General features: G+C 40.8%; 18 protein-coding genes. 3 read left to right on the top strand and 15 right to left on the bottom strand.

Annotation, left to right across the window (positions count from 1 at the left end; translation table 11 throughout):
• Window positions 1–3 precede the first annotated feature (3 nt).
• Together PCY11_RS07300 and PCY11_RS07295 are read right to left on the bottom strand one after the other, a co-directional pair.
• Window positions 4–771, bottom strand: coding sequence for a CppA N-terminal domain-containing protein (locus tag PCY11_RS07300; protein WP_301362625.1), 768 nt, complete (start codon window positions 769–771; stop codon window positions 4–6).
• 106 nt (window positions 772–877) lie between these two features.
• Window positions 878–2,158, bottom strand: a complete 1,281-nt coding sequence (locus PCY11_RS07295; protein ID WP_301362631.1) for a DUF308 domain-containing protein — start codon at window positions 2,156–2,158, stop codon at window positions 878–880.
• Window positions 2,159–2,256: 98 nt separating this feature from the next.
• Between PCY11_RS07295 and PCY11_RS07290 the strand changes: the two genes are divergently transcribed.
• The 3 genes from PCY11_RS07290 to PCY11_RS07280 all read left to right on the top strand — a co-directional run bounded on the left by PCY11_RS07290 (window position 2,257) and on the right by PCY11_RS07280 (window position 5,791).
• Window positions 2,257–4,545: a Xaa-Pro dipeptidyl-peptidase gene (locus PCY11_RS07290; protein WP_301362624.1), complete on the top strand. Its 2,289-nt coding sequence runs from the start codon at window positions 2,257–2,259 to the stop codon at window positions 4,543–4,545.
• Between the two features lie 89 nt (window positions 4,546–4,634).
• Window positions 4,635–5,144, top strand: a complete 510-nt coding sequence (locus PCY11_RS07285) for a DUF536 domain-containing protein (RefSeq protein WP_255309074.1) — start codon at window positions 4,635–4,637, stop codon at window positions 5,142–5,144.
• Between the two features lie 53 nt (window positions 5,145–5,197).
• Window positions 5,198–5,791: a 3'-5' exonuclease gene (locus tag PCY11_RS07280; protein WP_201089078.1), complete on the top strand. Its 594-nt coding sequence runs from the start codon at window positions 5,198–5,200 to the stop codon at window positions 5,789–5,791.
• A 153-nt stretch (window positions 5,792–5,944) separates the two neighbouring features.
• Here the strand turns inward: PCY11_RS07280 and PCY11_RS07275 are convergent, their stop codons facing one another.
• From PCY11_RS07275 to PCY11_RS07215, 13 genes are all read right to left on the bottom strand, one after another.
• Window positions 5,945–6,244 carry a YbaB/EbfC family nucleoid-associated protein gene (locus PCY11_RS07275; RefSeq protein ID WP_021153902.1) on the bottom strand — a complete coding sequence of 100 codons (300 nt, stop codon included), beginning with the start codon at window positions 6,242–6,244 and terminating at the stop codon, window positions 5,945–5,947.
• 78 nt (window positions 6,245–6,322) lie between these two features.
• Entirely contained in the window at window positions 6,323–7,474 is a 1,152-nt protein-coding gene (locus tag PCY11_RS07270; protein WP_301362623.1) for a site-specific integrase, read from the bottom strand.
• A gap of 1 nt (window position 7,475) precedes the next feature.
• Window positions 7,476–7,724 carry a DUF3173 family protein gene (locus PCY11_RS07265; protein WP_021153905.1) on the bottom strand — a complete coding sequence of 83 codons (249 nt, stop codon included), beginning with the start codon at window positions 7,722–7,724 and terminating at the stop codon, window positions 7,476–7,478.
• A 16-nt stretch (window positions 7,725–7,740) separates the two neighbouring features.
• Window positions 7,741–8,853 (bottom strand): CHAP domain-containing protein, encoded by a 1,113-nt coding sequence (locus PCY11_RS07260; protein ID WP_155200334.1) that lies wholly within the window; start codon window positions 8,851–8,853, stop codon window positions 7,741–7,743.
• 16 nt (window positions 8,854–8,869) lie between these two features.
• Window positions 8,870–9,094 (bottom strand): hypothetical protein, encoded by a 225-nt coding sequence (locus tag PCY11_RS07255; RefSeq protein ID WP_125402214.1) that lies wholly within the window; start codon window positions 9,092–9,094, stop codon window positions 8,870–8,872.
• A 1-nt stretch (window position 9,095) separates the two neighbouring features.
• Window positions 9,096–10,979 (bottom strand): conjugal transfer protein, encoded by a 1,884-nt coding sequence (locus PCY11_RS07250; protein WP_301362622.1) that lies wholly within the window; start codon window positions 10,977–10,979, stop codon window positions 9,096–9,098.
• A gap of 11 nt (window positions 10,980–10,990) precedes the next feature.
• Window positions 10,991–13,495, bottom strand: a complete 2,505-nt coding sequence (locus PCY11_RS07245) for an ATP-binding protein (RefSeq protein ID WP_301362621.1) — start codon at window positions 13,493–13,495, stop codon at window positions 10,991–10,993.
• Window positions 13,496–13,508: 13 nt separating this feature from the next.
• Window positions 13,509–13,919: a conjugal transfer protein gene (locus tag PCY11_RS07240; RefSeq protein ID WP_049472376.1), complete on the bottom strand. Its 411-nt coding sequence runs from the start codon at window positions 13,917–13,919 to the stop codon at window positions 13,509–13,511.
• Window positions 13,920–13,921: 2 nt separating this feature from the next.
• The gene (locus PCY11_RS07235) at window positions 13,922–14,146 is read right to left on the bottom strand and encodes a TcpD family membrane protein (protein WP_003005585.1); all 225 of its coding nucleotides are present in this window, start codon (window positions 14,144–14,146) and stop codon (window positions 13,922–13,924) included.
• A 9-nt stretch (window positions 14,147–14,155) separates the two neighbouring features.
• Window positions 14,156–15,151, bottom strand: a complete 996-nt coding sequence (locus PCY11_RS07230; RefSeq protein WP_301362620.1) for a conjugal transfer protein — start codon at window positions 15,149–15,151, stop codon at window positions 14,156–14,158.
• A gap of 11 nt (window positions 15,152–15,162) precedes the next feature.
• Window positions 15,163–15,720 (bottom strand): conjugal transfer protein, encoded by a 558-nt coding sequence (locus tag PCY11_RS07225; RefSeq protein ID WP_301362619.1) that lies wholly within the window; start codon window positions 15,718–15,720, stop codon window positions 15,163–15,165.
• Window position 15,721: 1 nt separating this feature from the next.
• Window positions 15,722–15,955, bottom strand: a complete 234-nt coding sequence (locus PCY11_RS07220) for a hypothetical protein (protein WP_045759896.1) — start codon at window positions 15,953–15,955, stop codon at window positions 15,722–15,724.
• A 14-nt stretch (window positions 15,956–15,969) separates the two neighbouring features.
• Window positions 15,970–17,202, bottom strand: a complete 1,233-nt coding sequence (locus PCY11_RS07215) for a replication initiation factor domain-containing protein (protein ID WP_298821564.1) — start codon at window positions 17,200–17,202, stop codon at window positions 15,970–15,972.
• Between the last annotated feature and the right edge of the window lie 94 nt (window positions 17,203–17,296).

The following is a 17,296-nucleotide window of genomic DNA, read 5'->3' as shown; positions in this document are numbered from 1 at the left end:
TTCTTATTCTTCATAAGAAATATGGACCTGATCTTGATTGGCTTCAAACCAGAGTTCGATCTGGCTTGGATCCTTGGCAATCAAGAAAGTTCCCTTACGGTGCACAAAATCAACAGCTTCTCCCAAGCTTTCTTTCAGAACTTCCACATCAAAAGGAGCCAATTCGACCTTAATCATACTCAAATCCCAAGTCACCTTGTTCTCCACCTGGAGATCTTCTCCTTGGGCTGCCTGCAAATGGATAAAGCGGGCAAGAGCGGGCAAGTTGCTATAGAACTTCTCAGACTCAGCAAGATCAGCCACGTTGACCCCAAGAAAGTCCACATCAAAGTTCGTCAAACCTTTGAAATCTTCGGGAGCTTCTACAAGAGGCGCTTTCTCCAACGGTTCTAGGTTTTCAAGATTTTCTTCCGCATGCACGAAAATGGTATCTCCTTGGGGAGACACAACTTCAAAGGCGCGACCATTAGCACCTTGGTAAAGGGCGCTTGTTTCTGGCTGGCGGGCCAACAAATAATCAATTTCTTGAGCTTGTGCCACTTTCACCACAATGCGACCCAATTTCTTTGGACCTTCGACCTTACGCGAACGCATACTCGGTGACTCTTCTAAGACAATTTTCTCTACTTTTGAGGCATCCCCTAAAGATAGGAGAGCTCCTTCTTCCACTAATACTTTCATTCCCAATGTCTCTTCATAAAAGCGTTGATTGACATTTCGGTTATTCACTTTCAAGACTGGGATCACTCTTACGATCTGATTTGCTGTCATACTTTCCTCCAAGCACTTTTTATTGTAAAAGATTTTCTGGCTTTTTACAAGAAATCTTGTGCAAAAAAGACAGATTTTTCAAAAATAAAAATCCGTCTTTCTTTTTTTAGTATACTGTTCGTGTATAGACCCGCCCGTTTGGAGCTTCAAATTCGTATTCTAAGTAATCCTGATAGGTCCCTGGTGCAATCACTCCACGCACATCTAATACAGCCGTTCCCGCCTGTCCCACAATGGAATCTGCTAACAGGCAGCAATTCGTAGACAGAATAAAGTAAGATTTAAAACGCGAAGAAGTAAATTTATATAATTCAGCCCCTAAATCATATTTCAATTTGTAAGCGTAGGTCGGCTGACCGTCTTCCAGTAACCTCCTAGGTGGATCCCAAGGTTCTAACAACTGATCAATTTCAGCTAGACGCTTCTCTACTGCCTGATTCTCTTCTTCGGTAAGGGATAGGCTGTAGCCAAACAGCGTCTTTTGACTCTCTTTTTTACATAGTTCGATGTATGCTTCCTTATCCACTTTAAACAGTACGCCATCCCCAATCGTCCCAAATAGACGCTCTGAAAAGGGATCGTAACTTCCGTAAGAAATGACCTTCCCCTGATAACAAATATCTACATGCCCAATCGCTCCAAATAAGTTGCTGTCAGAAGTATGAACCAAAATTTCTAATTCCCTTGCCTCTTCTTCTTTTTTCACCAATCGATAAGGGCCACCTTGACCCGTCGAGCTCCCTTTTTGAAGAAACTGGTTAAACCGTTTTAATTCCTTAGCAGGGATAAAGGCTGCAAAGATAACCGGTAGGCTAATACGAAAGCGACGTTTTAACTCTTGGCCTTGTTGGTCTTTGTCAAATAAAATACCATCTCGAATATTAGAAATCCCCAACAAGACCAGATAAGCCCCCAAGAGGATAAATTGGAAGTGCCCATCTGAACCAGGTTCCAAGACGCTTGCTAGACCAATCCCCCCGTTTAAAAGCGCATCCCATAAATAGAGCCAGCCTCCTTTTACCCGATTGGCCTTATAAAGCCAAAATGTGATCCCATAGACAATGGCAGTCCCCAACTGATATGCCCCTAAACAAATCACAACTAAGTTTACGGGCAGACTACTCAGTCGATTCAACCAGCTTAAAGCAAGTGAAAGAAAAATAAACCAAATAGAGTGGCTATAGGAAATAGACTTGCGACGCAACATCAAGCGAAGAAGAAAGCTTCCTAGTCCATCAACTAAAAAGTAAATGGCTAATAGATCCAAGGAAAATTTGGTGAAGCCAACACCATTTCGAAAAATGAGGATCCCAAAAATGACAGCAAGAACCCCAAACAATAAGGTCCGTCTTCTTGCAACTTCTTCAAAAGATATTTTTTTCAATATTCCTTCTCCTTATAGACGAAAGGTCTTTAGACAAAAACCATTTTATCAAGTATAATATAAGAAGTAAAGAACAAAGAAACTGATAAAAGGAGCAGCCTATGAAATACAATCAATATAGCTATCTATCTGTTGACCAAAAAGACATTCTTAAGGAACTAAAAGAAATTGGGTTTGACCTTCCCCTTCATCTTACAGAGAAAGAACTGTTTGAATGGTTTGTTCGCAAGGTTTATTTCACCTACAAAAATACAGATTATCCCCTCTCTAACCTAGTGGCGGATGCTGAAACAGATCTCCTGAGCTATTTCCAATCAGACCGCGAATGGTCGCCGGAGATTTTTTACACAGTAGCTCTCCAGTTGCTCGGTTTCCACTATTTTATTGATTTTGAAGATACGGATAGCTTCTTGAAAGAAGTCCAATTTCCGATTGAGTATGGAAACTTGGTTGAAAACCTCTATCACCTCCTCAATACTCGAACAGTCAAAGGGAATTTACTCATCGATCAGTTGGTCAGCGATGGTTTGATTCCTGAGACCAACCAGTATCACTATTTTAATGGCAAGAGCCTCGCAACCTTTACGAGCCATGATGCCATCCGCGAGGTCGTCTATGTGGAAAGTCGGGTCGATACCGACCAAGATGGCCTGCCAGACTTGGTCAAGGTCAGCATTATCCGTCCTCGCTATGAAGGCAAGATTCCAGCTGTTATGACCGCAAGTCCTTATCACCAAGGGACCAACGATAAGGCCAGCGACAAGGCCCTCTACAATATGAATGTCGACCTCGAGGTCAAAGAACCTCATACCATTCAAGTAGAAGTACCTCAATTAGAATTGGTGGATCCTGTCGGTTCAGCTGAGCTAGTCGATGAAGCTGAAGAAACTCTCACCCATATCAATTCCAGCTATACCCTCAACGACTACCTCCTTCCACGCGGCTACGCTAATCTCTACGTATCTGGAGTGGGGACAAAAGATTCGCAAGGCTTGATGACCAATGGAAATTACCAACAAATCGAAGCCTACAAGAACGTTATCGACTGGCTCAATGGCCGTTGCCGGGCCTTTACAGATCACACACGCAAACGCCAAGTCAAAGCTGATTGGTCTAATGGAAAGGTCGCAACCACCGGGATCTCTTACCTTGGAACCATGTCTAACGGCCTTGCGACCACAGGTGTGGACGGTCTTGAAGTCATCATTGCAGAGGCTGGGATCTCTTCTTGGTACAACTACTACCGCGAAAACGGCCTCGTGACAAGTCCTGGTGGCTATCCAGGTGAAGATTTCGATTCCCTTGCCGAATTGACCTACTCGCGCAACCTTCTAGGTGGAGACTATTTGCACCATAATGCAGCCCACCAAGCCGATCTAGACATCGTGAAAAAAGAGCTGGACCGCGCTTCTGGAGACTACAATCAATTCTGGCACGACCGCAATTATCTCTTACATGCTGATCAGGTGAAGGCTGAGGTGGTCTTCACTCATGGTTCGCAAGACTGGAACGTGAAACCTCTTCACGTCTTTAATATGTTCCAGGCTCTTCCAACAAGCATCAAGAAACACCTCTTCTATCACAATGGTGCCCATGTCTATCTCAACAACTGGCAATCCATTGACTTCCGCGAAAGCATGAACGCCCTCCTCTCTAAAAAATTGCTAGGCTACGATTCAAGCTATGAATTGCCTACTGTCATCTGGCAGGACAATACAGGAGAACAAAGTTGGACTTCCTTGGATGATTTTGGCAATCAAACAAGTCAGCGGACCTTCTCCCTGGGAGACGACGAAAAAGTCATCCAAAACCGCTACGAGACAAAAGATTACGAGCGCTATGGCAAGGCTTATCCGACCTTCTTAACGGACCTCTACCAGGATAAGGCGCAACAGGTGACCATTGATCTTCCAATCGAAGAAGACCTACACCTCAACGGGAAAGCTCGCCTTCACCTGCGACTTTACTCCAGCACCAATAAAGGCCTGCTTTCAGCCCAACTCTTAGAGCTTGGAAGCAAGAAATACCTCCAACCCTATCCTGCTGTCTTGTCGGTCCGTACGCTGGATAACGGTCGCTACCATATGCTAGACAATTTGACTGAGTTGCCTTTCAAAGAAGCTGGCCAACGAGTCATTTCTAAAGGTTATCTCAACCTCCAAAACCGGCATGACCTCTTAGAAGTTGAGGCCGTAACGCCAGGCGAGTGGATGGAATTTGACTTTGAACTCCAACCAACCATCTACAAGCTCGAAAAAGGCGCAACCCTTCGCTTGGTCCTCTACACGACGGACTTTGAAATCACTGTGCGTGATCAAACCGATTACCAACTCACCATTGACTTAGCACAATCAAGCCTCCATCTTCCTGAAATGACAGAGGCCCACTAATCGTGGTATCAAGGCTTAGCCTTTCTTTGCTTCATTTGACAGCTTAGCCTACTTATGTTACTATCTAATAGAGTATTTCATAGAAAAAGATATTAGAGGAAGTTATGGCGATTGAAAAAACTGTCAGCGAAATTGCTGAAATTTTAGGAGTCAGCCGCCAGGCGGTCAATAACCGTGTCAAGGCGCTGGCTCCAGAAGATACCCAAAAAAACGAAAAAGGGGTTACCGTTGTAACCCGTAGTGGCTTGATCAAGCTCGAAGAAATCTACAAAAAAACTATTTTTGAAGATGAGCCAGTCAGCGATGATGTGAAGCAACGAGAATTGATGGAAATTTTGGTGGATGAAAAAAATGCTGAAATCGTCCGTCTCTACGAGCAACTCAAGGCCAAAGACGAGCAACTCGCTAAGAAAGATGAACAGTTGCGCGTGAAAGACGTTCAAATTGCTGAAAAAGACAAGCAATTGGACCAACAACAACAATTGACTTTACAAGCAATGAACGACCGCGATACCTTGAAACTTGAACTCGAACAAGCCAATGAAAAAGTGCAAGAGCAAGAAAGCAAAGGTTTCTGGGCACGCGTTTTCCGTCGATAATCTGGGGCTGGATCCTACCAGTCCCTTTTCTTTTCTACCACAGGAGATTTTCCATGAAAGCATTAGAAGATTATATCGCCTTCGATCTCGAATTTAACCAATACGAAGGTGCCTATCAGATCATCCAGGTATCTGCCGTGCGTTTCACGGACGGTAAAGAAGTCGACCACTACGACTCCTACGTTTACACCGATAAGCCTCTAAAAAGCTTTATTAACGGCCTGACCGGCATTACTCAGGATAAGATCCAAAACGCCCCTCAACTAGAGCAGGTCCTCGGCGAATTCAAGGCCTTCGTTGGAGACCGCCCCTTGATTGGATACAATGCCAAAAAGAGCGACCTTCCCATCCTACTTGAAAATGGCTTGGATTTAGAAGAGCAATACGCTGTCGATGTCTTTGACGAAGCCTTCGAACGTCGTCCATCTGACCTTCATGGCATTAAAAATCTCCAACTCCACACCGTTGCAGCATTTCTAGGAGTTGCAGGAAAATTACACGATAGCTTAGAAGACGCCCGCATGACAGCTCTTGTCTACCAACAATTCCTCGAATTTGATCAAGGCCGTACCCTCCTTGAAGAGCAAGAGAACTTCTCCATCAACCCCTTTGGAGGCTTGGACTTATCCGGATTTTTTGATGAATAAAAAGAGAGAGTGGGACAGAAATCGGTCATTCGTTAGAATTCGATTTCGTCGTCCCACCTACTCAACCACTGCGTCTTGCTCGACAATCCAAAAACAATTAAGAGGCTAGGACTTTTGTCCCAGCCTCTTTTGAGTTGATGAAACTTTCTTTGCTTAAAATGGTAATTTCCCTGCGAAAGCACCGAGTTTTTTCTTGGTTGCAGCATCAATTTCTTCAATGGCAGCATTGATGGCTTGAACCGTCATATCAGAAAGAGTTTCTGTATCTTCAGGATCGACCACTGCAACATTGAAATCAATGGAGACGACCTTCTTATCACCTGTAAGAGTCGCGACAACCAAATCTTGAGCAGATTTTCCGACAAATTGAGTTGCAGCTAGCTCCGCTTGGCTTTGCTCCATTTGCTTTTGCAATTTTTGAGCTTGCTTCATCATATTTTGCATATTCATCATAATGTTTTCTAGATTCCTTTCGTATCAAGGGTTTAGACCCTATTGCTTAATTTTCACTGCCCACTTCTGCCCATTTTTCTAAAAATCGTCAAATGCGTTAGCGACCTCTTTTTGTTGTGATGGGAACAAATGTGAGTAGATATTTATTGTTGTATTGATAGAACTATGTCCTAGTCGTTTCATCAGTGTGAAAAAGATATAATCCTTTCCTTCTCCTCTCCTCAATCCCTGATTTATCAAAAAGGCTACATGCGAATGCCTAAAATCATGGTTTCGGATCAATTTGAAATCTTCTGGCAATCTTTTCTTGAATGCTGCTCTAAAGTTAGAGACATTTGGAGCAGTCATAGGTTCCCCTGAAAATTGGAAAATCTGCAAATCATCTGTTGAATCAGTTAGCTTAGACAGCCTCTTACTTTGTACTGACTTCCAGTTTTTCAACTCATCCACAAAAGCTTTATGGATGTAGATTGCTCTATTTGATTGAGTTGTCTTTACAGATCCAATATGTGTTTTTCCATTGCGATAATAGGCTGACTTACGGATTTTAATATATCCCTCGTCAAGAAAAACATCTCTCCAGGTTAAGGCAAGTGCCTCCCCCATACGAATTCCCGTAAACATGAGTACACGATACAGAAGTTTAAAAGGATACTCACTTTCTTCAAAATAAGATTCAAACTCCTTGAATTGTTCAGGAGTATAATAAGACATTTCTTTATGCTTTTCTGGAAGTTTCCGAATAGCATCACATGGATTATCTTGTCTAAATCCTTTCGAAATAGCAATATCAAACAACTTATGAACAAAAATCATTTGTTGGTTAATATGCGTTGGTGTAAGTGTGCCACCTTTTACACTAGGCTGTTCAATTAACCAATCTCGATATTTTTTTACATCTTGAATGGTAACTGAAGACATATCAGCATTTTCAAAGAATCGCGATACATATTGGGTATAGTATGAGTTCTGAGTATCTATTGTACCTCTTTTATTTCCACGAAGCTCATCTTCTTCTTTTAACATTACATAAAGAGAGGAAATGGTGAGTTTTTTTGTATTCTGTATCTGATTTAACTTATGGATACGGTAATAAGCCTCATATTCCTCTGCTTCTTTTTTTGTTAAAAAATTAGATTTGCGGTGTCGTATACGTTTGCCAGTTAAGGAACTTTTACCATCACTAATATCAACTAGCCACAGTCCATCGTCCTGTTTTATTACCGCCATGCTATTTTTCTCCTTCAGTCATGACAGCGCTTTGAAGGTTCTCCTCAATTATATCATTTTTTAATTGTATTTGAAAACCAAGAATGGATTCAACTGTAATAATCGGTACACGTCCAATACGTTTATTCTTATACCATTCAAATCCTTCTTGTACAAGCTGGCTTTTAGCCTTTCGTATTAATTTACTAGCTTGTGTTTCAGAATATCCAATCAATTCCATTAAATCATTTTTATCTACAACTTGAATCATCTATATCTATTCCTTTCTAATGTCCTATTACATAGGTAAATTGTTTGGCAGTTTCTGCGTCAAAAGTACGGTAACTAATGATCCCTAATCCTTTCACATTACACTCTGAGACGAGAATTGAACCATCTGATTTGACCTGTTCCACAAATGAAACATGTCCGTATATTGGATCAGCTCCAGCTTGGCCAGGGCTAAATGATAGTGCAGAGTGTTCTGTTGGTGTATGGGTTGTTGTGAAACCTGGCTTATTCATCCATTGTCCACCATTTCCCATAAATGGATCAAAGTTGACTCCGACTTGTTTTCCACGGTTGAAGACATACCAGGTACATTGTCCCCAAGGATAGGTACTAGTGATATATCCTGTGGTATCAATAGCTGTTGTCAAACTATAACCTACAGGTATATCATTTGAAGTTACTCCTCCACCATCTCTAGTTTTTCCTGTAGTTTGTTCAGGAGCTTTTGGTGTTCCTCCATGTTCATCAATGAATGCATCCAGTTTTTGCATGGTTTCAGCACGTCTTTTTCCTGATCCAGTAGTATCTGTGAAATAGACTCCACCATCAGTTGCTGGATTGAGTGTTCCATTCGCAAACTTTTTAGCTTTATCATCTTGTATTTTAAAGGTTTGGTTTTTATTTCCAATGATAGTTTGTTGGGTTAGTCCGACAACAGCAACCTCGTCATTAAAGTTATTGGCATATTCTGGATTGGAATCATAGGCCCCAAAACCAAACATATTGGCACCAGGATTAGTGGCTACCCCAGCAGTTCCAAGGGAACTTTCATTTAGTGCGATCGCAACGATTCCACGGACATCAAGATTAGATTTAGCTTCCCATTCGAGGAGCTTTTTTCCATTAATTCGGTTCTTATCATAGGAGATTCCTAACGTATCTAAAAAGCCATCTAATTGCTCTGCTGTAATACCGAAGCGATGAACCAGTAGGTTGTGAGTATAGGGATCTCCATCTGACCAGTGATCCGCATAAGTCACTCCATTTTGGGATTGGGGTGAGCCATTCGTTCCACCACCTCCGACAGCCCCCATAAGGATAATGATAATGAGGACCGGTAGAAAGAGAGGAATGAGACCGGCTAATAGAAACCATTTTAGTTTTTTCATCGAATCTCCTTTCTAGTTAATGTCTTATATAAGCAGTGAACAGGACAGTCCCAAAACGCCATTTTGCATCTAAAACGACTGAATAGGACTTAACCTGTAGGATGATTTGGTCTCGCTCTTGTTCTGTGACTGGAAATAAAAGAAGGAAATCGACTGAGCGTTTTCCTTCTTGGTAGGCTTGATAAAGAGTTTCTTCAAGAACTCTTGGAAAAGAAGTTCTTGAGCGTATTTTGGTATTCATATCATTCTCCTCTGAGTTGTTTTAAGCGTTCTGTTAATCGGTCTCTTCGTTCAATATTGGCTCTCAATTTATCATCTCGTGTCATGGTTTTTCTATAAGCACGAGTGAAAGCATTGGATCCTTGAGCTTTGTACATAGCTTGAGGATCTTTATATCCCTCTAATTTGCGCTCAATACTATTAATGCGGAGTTGTTTAAATGGAGAAATCCATTCTTCTTTAAGCGTTTGGAATTCCTCGTCTGAACTTGGTGTTGGCTCCACCGTGATTGGAGATTCCATTGAAGGAGTTGGTGTTTTTTCTTCAACTGGTTTAACCCCTTCTAGCATTGCCTTTGTTTTTGGAATGTTTGGTTCTGGAGTATCTGGACTTGTTGGCGTCTCAAGTGTTTCAGCTGGGAGCACTTCATCGGGTTGGTGCTCTGATTCCTTATTAGTAAAGAAAGAACCAACATTTTGAAAGTGACTCTTGGCATTCATCATCATCCCAGCTCCCAAACCAGCACCTGCTAAGGCAAAGTTTCCAAGGTGTTGAGCAGATGAAAGGCTTCTAGATGGTACTTGTGAAGCCACCTCTCTGGTCTTTGTGACTCCTTTTTCAACTTTATTTCCAATGTCACTTGCCACCATTCGTGCTTTAGATCCAAGAATGAATTGAATCAGCTCAGCTTTGTATTTCCATAGAAGGAAATATACGAGTCCTTTTGAGACAACTGAGATGAGTAGTTTAAAGACAAGGCCGAAGATGATCAAGGATGGAAGAGTTTTAAGAATACTATCAAAACCTGTAATGACAATATTTTCAATCATTTTTTCAATGTAGAAGACTAATAAAGTCAATAGACTCGTGATAGCTGGGAAAAGTAGCCCGCCAAACATGACTTTCAAGACTCCAAAAATCAGATCCTGCATTCTTGGTACGAAAGACATCAATAGCACAATCGGAAAGAGCAGGATCATCATCAGGACGAGTGTTTGCGCGATGACGTTTAACATCTGAATCAAAATAACCGGTATCGCTAATACGAAGGCTTCACAGATTTTGAAGATGACATAAAACATGCGAGTAAAGATGAAGTCAGGCATAGCTGAAACCCAACGGTTCTTTTCACCATCATCATTGGCTCCGTTTCCTAGTTCATCCAGATATTTATTGCGATCTTTCGATTTAACTGCTTTAAAGTTTCCATTCTTATCGCCTGTTCCTAGTACCTTACTATCATCAAAAATTTCTTGTTTCCCATCTTGGCTGTTCTTATATTTCCCGTTTTCTTGACCTGTATTGACAAAAACATAGGCTTTATAAGAGGTTTCTGCAATATAGCTATCTGCCATGGAATCGCCAATTTTAATGGATTTATTATTGCCATATTCTACCTTGATATTCGTGATGTTTTTAGTGACATCTTGAGAGACATGGTTAATGGTATCTAGTAGATACAGACCACCTGATGTTCCAGCAATTGTTCCAAAATAACCAAAACCAAGGATGAGAACTAGAAAGACATGAAGGAGTGTTCTTGAAAAAGCTCCTTTCGAAAAGAAAAACTGGTAAAAGAGATAGAAAGCTAGGATTAGAAGCAACATTGAAACGAGTGATTGTTTTGCGACTCCACCGGAACTTGAGCCGATAAATCCTTTCCAGATATTCATCGCTCCATTAAAGACATAGTTCTTGTAGTTGGAGTAGAGATCAATCTTTTCAAGAATTCGAATCAGCAAAGAAAAGAAGCCTACCACTGCATTTAGAATGAAAAAGAAGAAGTTGACGAAAAGCTCATTAATCAGAACCCAAGCCCCGTTAAAGGAAGCGAACCCAGTAGGCTCCATATAGGACTTGAGAGAGAAGATATCGACTCCTCTTAGTTTGTCAAAAGCTTCTTGCATGGGTTCACCTCCTAACTAGCGTATTTATTTTCAAGGCTTGATGATACCGTAGCTTTCATAGGTTTTAGAAGCATATCAATATCTTCAAAGATGTTGTGTACGGAAATCATATTGAGATTGCCATAGACGTCATAGTATAGGCATTGACCAGAGATCATATTATCAATCCATTCGAGATTGCTTTCAGTGACTTCAAGATTAACGTGTTTTAGGATATCTTCTCGTTCAGACTTTTCATAGAAAGCAAAGATAGTCCCAAATCCCGTTGTATCATCGTCATTTTCTGCATCATGTACAGATTGAGTAATCAATGCCAAGGTATTGTTTTTGGAGCGTCCAATCCGACGCATATTTTTGATAACGGCTTTTCCTTCTGCGGACTTCATAAGAATCCATGCTTCATCAAAGAACTCAATGGTATCTTCATTTTCATTTCGTTCTCCAAAGTGGGTACAGAAGGCACCAAGCGCAAACATGAGGGCAATAGAATTGCGTTCATGATCTGAAATTTTTGTGGAATCGTCTTTTGGTAGTTTGAGGTTATTGACCTCTAGGATGGTCACTCGTGACTCGTAGTTAAGTCCTTGAGTGGTTCCATCTGAAAAGGCTAGTTCTAAGATAGAGTTTGTGACAATTGAAGTCAGATAACGACCAACCGAAGCAATTTCAGAGGAAGCAGAGTCTCTCAGAACTTTTAGGACGTGTTTAAATCCGACCTTCTCACCAGCGACTCGTTTCTCCACAATCGCATTAATAGCTTCTGTGATAGCTGTTTTTTGATCCATCGTGACATCATCTACAGCTTGTAGTAAAAACTCAAGCATGTTTTTTGCGACCTCTACAGCTTGTTCTTTATCTAGAACAACAATAGGATCTAAGACTCCGTGGTTTGATGGAAGCGAGCTATCCAGTGTCACAAAATTAAAGTTCTCAATCTGTCTCTTTCGTTCAGGATAGAGACGTGCGAATTCAGGTGAGTTAATCACTTCTTGGTAGTGATTTCTGAGTTCTCGTTTAGGATCAATGTAAAGGGTTTTGACATTCTGTAAAGCTACACTTAAAAAGATGATCTGAGCAAGGAAGGATTTTCCTTGACCTGTTGCCCCCGTAATAATGATGTGTGGGTTCTTGGTGATCTTTCCAGCGATATCTTCTTTATTTCCGACTGTCGCATTGTAAAGTACAATGTTCTTTGAGGAATCAATGGCTTTTGCAATATTGTCCCAACGGCCTGTCCAGTTATCTACTCGACCTATATACCAACCGATACGGTTTCCAGAAGAGGTATTGGTGAAGGGCATGAGTTCTGAAAATCCACGAGCTGTGACCATATGTGTCCAGGTGCGAGTTTTCTTTTGGAGATTTTCTCCATAAAGCAGAGCTTGAAAGAGATACGGACCGTCTTGAGAGGCCTCACTGATTTCAACGCCCATATCATCAAAATAGTTTAAGACCACTTGTCGTCTTTGACGGAGTTGGTTCACACTAGAAGCAGAGACGATCAGATAGGCTCCATATTCGATGATATCTTCTTTATTTCCGACTTTCTTCATTAAGTCCTTTAGAGAGATAGAGCCCATGATGATCTCGTCTTGTTGGACAGTATCGGTATTTTCTGCCTCTTCCATAATGTTTCTGTAACGTGTATTCGAACGTCCCATTCGACCCTTGATTTTACCAGTATCAATGAATTCTGCTTTGATTCGTAGCTCAACAGGAAAGTTCAAACGTTGGATAAATTCGCCCAGGTGAAAACCGTTGAATTGAACAGGAAATTTACCTACAGGAAGAATCGTCACAAAGGAAGATCCATAAGGGCTTTCTAGCTTGAGGAAGCCACCTTTTTGAACTTTGATCAAGGTATCCGTGATATTGAATTGAGCACGATTGGCCAGTACCTCTTTCTTGTAGTGAGGGATATAGCGGAGGTATTGCATCCGCTGGTAATAAAAGAGTTCTTCATTGGATAACCGTTTTGCCCGAAGGACGGAGAAGGCTTGAAAAATAGTAAATTCATCACTTTTATAGTCTTCATACCAGGTGGGACTTAATTCATATTCATAGCCCAGGCCCTTGGCTATTTTTTCAGTGAACTCATTAAAGCTCTCATAGGCCAGATCTTTGACGGTAGCTCCATGATTTTGTTTGCGTAAGGTCACGCCCACGACCCAATCAAATTGATAGGGGATTTCCATTTCATCCGTTAGACGATCCACCGTGTAAAGAAGCAGTTCTTCTCCTAGTTCACGACTATCATCTGCTAAAGCATCTGAAAAGTCCCGCATTTTCTCTTCTAAAAGATAGTCTTTAGGGATCAGAGATATTTCAAAGAACTTGTTTTTCTGGAGCTTCTTCATCATTTGAGCAACAGTGATTTTGTGTTTACCCTTTTTCTCATCATCCGTAATCGTGATGGGAGTGTTGGGAATACGATAATAAGCAACGACGGTTTGATCTTTTTTGAGAGCTAGGTTTTCATGTGTTTCCCTAATTGGATAAGTTAAAGTAATACTCATAGGTCCTCCTTTTCTATAGATTTGTTTTTTCAAAGACAATTTCTTCTACAGGCTCTATCCTATCTTCATGGTAGATAGCTTTTTTATTGATCTTAAAGTCCCAAAAGTAAATCAGGTAATCTCCAATAAAGACGTGCATCTTCTTACCGTGAGGCTCGTATTCGGTATAGAACTTAGCCAATTTGTAAGGGAGATACCAATAGAGCAAGAGAGAAATTGAGTGAGTGATTTTTGCGAGTGGCACAAAGATAAATCCTCCAAAGAGTAACATGACCACAAAGACGATGATAAAAACAATGAAAAAGGACAACTGCATAGGTGTTGCAAAGTACCATAGTCGAGTGCCCTTTTTTGTCTTAATTTCTTGGATCCAATAAGGAGCATTTAGGCCCTTACTGTAATCATAAAGTCTTTCTTCATTCATACTTAAAGTCCTGATTCAATACCGAAGAGTCGCAGGAACCAGCCGACTGCTTTTAGGATATCTTGTCCTTTGGCAATCGAAACAATAACGGCATAGAAACCAACGACAGAGAAGAGTTGAAGCCAAGAGCTGTTCCGCCAAGCCTTGATCGCTAAGAGCACGGCAATAGCTGTCAGGATCCAAATTCCATCGCCCTGGAGGAAGGTTCGTAGATTGTCTGTATTCATAGAGTTCTCCTATTCTTTATCATTTGCATAGTTTAGTGGAATGGTGTGTTCTAGTTTTGTGACATAGTAGGTCTTTTCTTTTTCTGATAGGGTAAAAGTGAAGTTTTCTGAGTGAGTGGTTCCTCCGACCTCAAAGGTTGCTTGAACATAAGCGATTAGATTCTGACCGTCTTTTTTTAGATAAGTATAATCAATTGTTTTGAAGGTGGTATTGGCTATAATATCCACATCCTTAGCAATCAGATTAAGATTATCTTGGTTAGTAGTATAGTTGGTAAAGAAGACTTTGAGGAATTTTTCAACTTTTTTACGCTGACCATCTGAAAAGTGATCGTTAGCGGTTAATTGAAGCTGATCGTCTTCGCTAAAGTGTCCAGCTTGTGAGGATTCAATAGCAGAAAACCAAGGAAGACCAGAAATATAATATTTCCCATCCTTTTCATCAAATGGAATATTGAAACCTATCACGATTTCTTTTTCCTCCGTGTTATTATCCCGACGGATAGTTTCCTTGTATTTGATCTTATAGGTCGCAACTTTCCCTTCTACAGTCACTAACTGAGAATAGAGAAGTTCACTAGGATTTCGAACTTGACCTTGAGCTTTCACATCAGGAATGAAGTTGTAAAAGCTATTTAAGTAGTCCACTTGAGCTTGTTGTTTATCCCCTTCTTGCGGGAGGGTGAAGTAAGCATAGACATAGTCATTCAAGTAATACTGGAGTTTATAGTCGTATTTTCTACTAGACTCTATAGGCTGTGCTTTTTGATTTTTTGTTGCCTCGACTTGAGCTTGTAGTGCTCCTACCTTATTTGATAGTGTGATAGCACGGATAGATCCCATGAGACCAACAAAAAGGAGGAAAGAAATCCCTCCTATGACTGCAATATTGACGGTCTTTTTATTGGTGACTTTTAGTTTTGGTGGACCTCCTTTTTTCTCCACCTTTTTAAAGTGAGAGAGATATTCTTTTGCTTGAAGCAAGTAGCGTTTGGCTTTATCCATAGATCCTCCTTTTAGAGACCAGAAAGTTCAATGAGCTTTGATCCTTTTGCATAGAGGCGCTTATTGGCTTTTTCGATTTCGCCATTAATGTAATAGTAGCCTCGTAGCTCAGTTTGGAGTTGTTCGATCAAGTCAGGTTTTAGGTCTTTGGCTTCTTCTTTTTTAAGGAGACTATTTAATTCTCCAGCCTTGGTCCAAGCCTCTCTATGATCTTTCTTTTTCAGTAATTCTCCCAGTTCATTCGTGACTTGAGAGACTTTCTTTTCAAAAATAGTTTTAGTGGCCATTTCAATTTCCTTTCTAAATTTTTCTTGATTGTCTTTGATGGTCTTTTGAATATAAGTAATGAGTGAGGGGCGCATTTTCTTATTTACGCTCAACACTTGACCATCTAGCGTGAAACAGGCATGTTCATAGTTATAGAACCCTCTACTATCTGGAAGATCTTCTGTACATCTACCTGCACATTCATAGTAGAAGTCTTTGCCCTTTCGTAAGAGAATATACATATACCAGAATTCTTGTTCTGGAAGAAGCAGAAAGTCTGCTTGATAAATCTTCTTCAGCATCTCAAGAAGCCTCAAGCAGATCATCGTAGCCTAGAGCTTGGTAGATAAAATCTGAATCAAACCAGAGCCAGTCATTGATTTGCCCTTCAGTTGGTGTATCACCAGAGAAGATATCTTCACAAATGACAGTTAGGGTATCTACTCCACCACGTTCACGGACAGTGTTCAAGGTGGTTAGTCCACCAGACCAAGCTTTAAAGTTGTCTAGTGAATTGATTTGAACTTTGTATTCCATATAGCTTTTCCTTTCTAGTGTTCATAGTGTTTATTAGCTTTGAGAAGTCGTAACATGGCTTTTCCTCGATCAGTGATCTCTCCGCTATTCTGAATCATCTTCATGTATTCTGTTTGGAGGATCTTGTCTGCTTCAGTGACTAGTGCAAGAGAGTTAGCAACTTGATAGGTTAGCCAGCGAATCGTTCGCTCAATACTGTATGGTTGTGGGTTGGTTGAGAGTTTTAAGGGTTCGACACCTCCAAAGAGCCGTTGCCATTTTTCATCGGGTTTATAGGCTCCAAATCGAGTGAGACCATCATAGACTTGGATTTCTTTATTGATGATGCCTCTAGCGATTTCTCCGAGATCTACACCATTGATGTATTCCTCCACAATACCTTGAGCTTTCTGATCTGAAAACCGCAATTCATAGCGATTCCAGATACCAAAAATCTCCAAGGATTCGTCCAAGGAGATGTTTTCCATTCGAGCTATTTCATAGCGCTTTTCATAAAAGTTGAAGTAGAGTTGACTTTGACGACTTCCAAAGTAAATGGATAAGCCGTGATTGGCTTCCATGTCTTCATTATCTGTGAAAGATCCACCACCCGTGATATTCCATTTCTTGATCGTGTCTAGAACAATCTCTTTGGAATAGAGTTTATCAATCAATTTGGGAATTTGAATTTGTTCGTCCTCGTGACCATAACCCTTATATAGTTCATCTAGAGCGATATCGAGTCGCTTCACCCGAACGTCTTCATAGGAATAAAGAATCTTTTGAAGAAAAATCTGCCAAGTGATTCCCTTGTCTTCTAGAAGCAATTCCAACTCACGGCATCCTTGACCAGATAGTTGAAGACAAGTTTGGTAGTCATTGGTCACTGACTTATCAAAGAAATCAAAAATCCAGATGTTTCCTCGTTGCCACAAGTGGGTATAGTTCATGAGACGAGTTTCTTGGTCTGTAAATTCGCTTAAGTGACAGTGAAGGAAGTTTTCGCAGAAAGCATCTAAATCCTTTAATCTCGGAAAGGTCAATCGTAGATAGTCGATCTGAGCTCGAAGACTGTTTTTATCACAATCTTGATAGTAACCAAGTCTTTCTTTTAGTTCTCTGAACTTATCAATCGTCAGTCCTCTTTCGCCTGTTTCATAAGAGCGGTAGGTTCTAGTCGGAAGATCAACAGCTTGTGCAAATGCTTTTTGACTAAGACCTGTTTGTTTTCTGAAATTCTTAATATGAAAAGGACTAATTTTATCCATTCATCGCAACACCTCTTTCTAACAAAGTGACACACTTTTTTGACGAAAGTGACACACTTCATAAAAATTGAAAACCCAACTCCCATAAGGAATG

Origin of the sequence: Streptococcus sp. SP8 (assembly GCF_030440045.1) — a bacterium.
Lineage (GTDB): Bacteria > Bacillota > Bacilli > Lactobacillales > Streptococcaceae > Streptococcus > Streptococcus parasanguinis_I.
This window is presented reverse-complemented; position numbering and strand designations above follow the sequence as displayed.